The organism is Cellulophaga omnivescoria, assembly GCF_001999725.1.
GTDB lineage: Bacteria > Bacteroidota > Bacteroidia > Flavobacteriales > Flavobacteriaceae > Cellulophaga > Cellulophaga omnivescoria.
Map to the genome: position 1 here is coordinate 1 of NZ_MDDP01000044.1, position 4,328 is coordinate 4,328.

5 protein-coding genes are annotated in these 4,328 nt (G+C 29.7%); 3 read left to right on the top strand and 2 right to left on the bottom strand.

Annotated features, from left to right (window positions below; translation table 11 throughout):
- Positions 1 to 38: 38 nt before the first annotated feature.
- On the bottom strand, positions 39 to 227 hold the full coding sequence (locus tag BFJ87_RS14175) for a hypothetical protein (protein WP_077406002.1): 189 nt from the start codon (positions 225 to 227) through the stop codon (positions 39 to 41).
- A gap of 425 nt (positions 228 to 652) precedes the next feature.
- Between BFJ87_RS14175 and BFJ87_RS14180 the strand changes: the two genes are divergently transcribed.
- The gene (locus tag BFJ87_RS14180) at positions 653 to 1,372 is read left to right on the top strand and encodes a hypothetical protein (RefSeq protein WP_077406005.1); all 720 of its coding nucleotides are present in this window, start codon (positions 653 to 655) and stop codon (positions 1,370 to 1,372) included.
- A gap of 129 nt (positions 1,373 to 1,501) precedes the next feature.
- Here BFJ87_RS14180 and BFJ87_RS14185 read toward each other — a convergent pair whose 3' ends face one another.
- Positions 1,502 to 2,470 carry an IS110 family RNA-guided transposase gene (locus BFJ87_RS14185; RefSeq protein ID WP_077406008.1) on the bottom strand — a complete coding sequence of 323 codons (969 nt, stop codon included), beginning with the start codon at positions 2,468 to 2,470 and terminating at the stop codon, positions 1,502 to 1,504.
- Positions 2,471 to 2,834: 364 nt separating this feature from the next.
- Here BFJ87_RS14185 and BFJ87_RS14190 point away from each other — a divergent pair, with 364 nt between their 5' ends.
- Positions 2,835 to 3,746 carry a helix-turn-helix domain-containing protein gene (locus tag BFJ87_RS14190; protein WP_077406011.1) on the top strand — a complete coding sequence of 304 codons (912 nt, stop codon included), beginning with the start codon at positions 2,835 to 2,837 and terminating at the stop codon, positions 3,744 to 3,746.
- A gap of 72 nt (positions 3,747 to 3,818) precedes the next feature.
- Complete coding sequence (locus BFJ87_RS14195) at positions 3,819 to 4,280, top strand: hypothetical protein (RefSeq protein ID WP_077406014.1); 462 nt, start codon at positions 3,819 to 3,821, stop codon at positions 4,278 to 4,280.
- The last annotated feature ends 48 nt before the right edge of the window (positions 4,281 to 4,328 follow it).

Sequence of the window (4,328 nt, forward strand, 5' to 3'; positions counted from 1 at the left end):
TTTTATAAATTTTTTTTTATCCCTTTTTTTTGTAAAAATTATGCTAATTTATATTGAGAATTTCCCTTGGCTTCCATTACGCAATGAGCCTTGTTTGATAAAATGTTTGCAAATGATTTAAAACCGCTAGCGCTGTTTTTAAATTGATATAAATCTCCTTCTGGTGTGCACACATCGTAGACATCTTTGCTTATATCTACACCATAAATTTGTTTATCTTTATTCATAATAAAAAAAATTGTAAAGAGCCAATCTACTGTATATTCAACAACTTAAAATCGAGATCTTGGTCTCACAGAACTGAACGAACTATTAGTAGAAGAGCGTAGGGATTATCAATGTTGACGAAATCTTGGTTTCTATGTATATCATAACCTTACTCTACGCTCTGGTTCTTTATGATTAATAAATATAAATGTAATAGATTGCTAACTTAAGATGTATATAAAAAATAGCGCAAGTCGTTGCTAACACTAAGGCTTGGGCATTTTTGGAAAGTCGCCAAATTTTTAAATTTGACAAATTCCCAAAAATAAAATAATTAATAAAATTTAAAAATTCGGCTTGTGTTTAATCCGAAAAGTAACAGCTTATTTTCAACGCTACTTTTCATATACGAGACGTTGGCGATAATTTGAAAAAAACGAACTAAATGAAAATATTAATATTGTCTGGAATTGTTGCATTTATCGCATTCTCTGTTTGGTATGCGAAAAGAAACGGAACAACAGCGGAATACAAATCTGAACCAAAAAAAGTTCTGACAGAGCAAGATATCCCAATTGACTTTGGTTATAAAATTGTTTGGATTGCTGTAAAAACAGTTAATAAATCGGAATTATCAAAAATACTCGGACTAAAGAATTCAAAACCTTCTAATTGGAAAAGCGGAATTGAAAATGCGTATGAAAATAGTGTATTTATAACACCTCAAATTGGAGATTGGACTTTAGCAGTTGGAATGGGATTACCACTTGGAGATAGTCAAGAAAGTATTGAAAAGCTTGAGAAAATCCTTAACGAATTAAGTTCTGAATTTGGAGAAGCCCAATTTTTCGGAACACACAGAGTTGTGGAATATCATAACTGGATGAAATCAGTAAACGGAAAAATGGAAAGAGTTTATTCATACGTTGGCGAGAGTATGGAAAATATAAAAGTTTATGGAAAACCAACTGAACCAGAAAGCAAACTAAACTTGTTTAATTCCCTTTCTGAAGAAGCAAAATCAGACGAATATTATGACAGAGAAGATTTGGATTATGCAGACGAAGAACTTGTTATGAAAATTGCGGAATATTGGAGCGTAAACCCAACTAAATTGACTGAACGAACTGATATAAAAAACGAATTAGGAATAATAGGAAAATAAAAAACTACCACCAACAAAGAACTGAGGTAAAAAGCAAACAAATTCTTCTTTAATTTGAGGCATTATTATAGTAAGCTCATAGATTCTAAAACTGGTTCTTTGAGCTTTTTTATTGTATTTATTTTATATTTATCTAGGCAGTATAGAAACGTAAGTTTCATCATACGGCCTTCCAGATTTTGCAATAGCAAAAGACTGCTTAAGTAACTTATTAGCAACAGCTATTAATGCTAGTTTCTTACTTTTTCCTTTAGCAACTATGCGGTCATAAATAGCCTTACAGGCCTTGTTGTGTTTACAGGCATTAAAAGAGCACAGAAACAAAAGATTACGAAGATTTCTATTACCAACCTTACTTATTCGCGCCCTACCTCTTACACTGCTTCCAGACTCCCTTATTGTAGGCGTTATACCTACGTAACTACAAAGCTGAGATGCATTTTCAAACTTAGAAAAACCATCGGTCACAACTATTAAAAATAAAGCGGTCTTTTGGCCTATTCCTGGTATAGACATCAATAAGGTTAACTGCTTTTGTTGGTCTTCTTTTACCAAGGACAGCAGCTTTAATTCAATTGCCTTTACTTCTTTATCTAATTGCTTTTTATTACGTACTAAGGAACGATACACAAACTTAGATGGCATACCTAACACTACTTCTCCATGTATCTTATTCTTGGTTGCTGTACGCTGTTTTAAATAGGCATCTAATAATCTAAACAATTGCAAACATTCGCTTTGAATATCTGTCAATGCACTGTAAATAGGAACTTCATTAATTAAAGCATAGTTGCAAATTGCCTTGGCATCGCTTTTATCTGTTTTTACTTTGGCTAGTTTCATTTGTATAAATCGTTTAATAGATAATGGATTTACAACAGATACTACTATGTTTTTTTTGTATAGAAATTGTGCTAATCTGTAATGATAATAGCCAGTAGCCTCCATAACGACTATACTATTCTTTGTAAGCGTTTTTAGAAAATTATGGAATCCTTCTTCTGTGTTTTTAAATTGTAAGTGTCCTTGAACACTGCCATAACAATCAAAAACATCTTTACTAATGTCTATTCCAATAGTTTCGCTATATTTATTCATAAGAAATGATTTATGAAAGAATAAACTACTGGCATCACAACAACTTGAAATCGAGATCTAGGTCTCACAGAACTGAACGTGATTTTTAGTAGAAAAGAGAGAGGATTATCAATGTTGTCGAAGTCAAAAGCTTCACCGTATAAATTAACCTTAATTCTCTCTTTTATTCTTTCTGTTTATTATATCAATTTAATAAAAATCAAACTTAAGACGTATATAATTTATTGCTAGTTCTAGCCTACTTACGAAAATCCTCGCGGATTTTCTATTCGATTTTTATTTGCTAAATTTAGTGCTTAAAACACGCAACAAACCATATACAACAACGTTACCCACAAGCTAAAAAAAAGCAGTTTGACCATAAATGAAATCTGAAATTAAAAAATACAATTCTGAAGATTTTATAAAAGAATTCTTTAATGATAGTCCTAAATTAAATGAGTTTTTTAAAAAAAATATAATAGATTTTTTTTGTTTGAGAATTGAAGATTTGACAGGTAATATGAAACCAATACGTCCTTCAAGAGAAGAAAGTCATACACTTATATTTGTAACAAAAGGCTCATATAAAACAAAAATAGGCTTTAAAGAATATACAATTACTCCAAATAAAATTGTCGTATTACAAGCGGGAACTGTATTTTCTGTAGCAGAAAAATTAAACAATGTAAAAGGCTTCATTTGTCATTTTCACCCCAATATACTTATCGGAAAATTTGGAAACGTTGAATTAATCTCAGAATTTGATTTTCTAAATACTGGAAACTACCCTATTATAGATATAAAAACAGATTCAAAATCTGCCTTATTGAATATTTTCGAAAGATTAATTACCGAATTTAAAAACGAAAATACTCCTAACCTAAATATTATTCATTCTTATATCTACACATTACTTACAGAATTACAAGCTTTATTAGGGAGAACCGTTTTAGTTAATCAAAATGCGTCTTATCAAATTACGTCTCAATTTAGAACTTTAATTCACAAAAAAGTAAACGAAAATCTAAAAGTTACAGATTTTGCAGAAATGATGAATATAAGTCCTAATCATTTAAATAAATCCGTAAAAAAAATCACGTCTAAGTCTGCTTCTGAAATTATTAGTGAGGTAAAACTGATTGAAATTAAATATTACTTATATCAATCTCAGTTATCAATAAGTGAAATATCCTATAAAATGGGATATTTAGACTCTTCTTATTTTACGAGATTCTTTAAGAAATTTGAAAAAATTTCCCCAACCGAATTTAGAAAAATGATTGATAAATCCTAATTACAGCATAATAGGTTCTACTTCTTTTTTACAGAAACATAGATATTTGTACCTGTAAAAATTAGACATATTATGTACTCAACAATACTTTTTCTACATTCTATTTTCAGGTGGCTCGTACTATTTTCTTTAGTTTATGCCATTTTCAGAGCATATAAGGGCTATAAATCAAAATCCAACTTTTCACATCTTGACAATAAAGCACGTCATTGGACAGCAACCATTGCACATATTCAATTTATAATAGGTATGCTTATATATATTAAAAGTCCTATTGTAAAATACTTTTTAAGAGACTTTAAAAATTTAATTTCTAATTGGGAGCTAACTTTTTTTGGTTTATTTCATTTTATCCTAATGATTTCAGCAATAGTAATTATTACAACAGGTTCAGCTAAATCAAAACGCAAAAAATCAGATTTTGAGAAATTTAAAGCAATGCTTGTTTATTTTTCAATTGCTCTTTTCATAATATCTATTGCCATTCCTTGGCCTTTTTCGCCATTGGTTAACAGACCTTATTTAAGATTTTAATATTGAGCAGACATAACAATTTACCCAAATAATTTAAAATAATAAAAA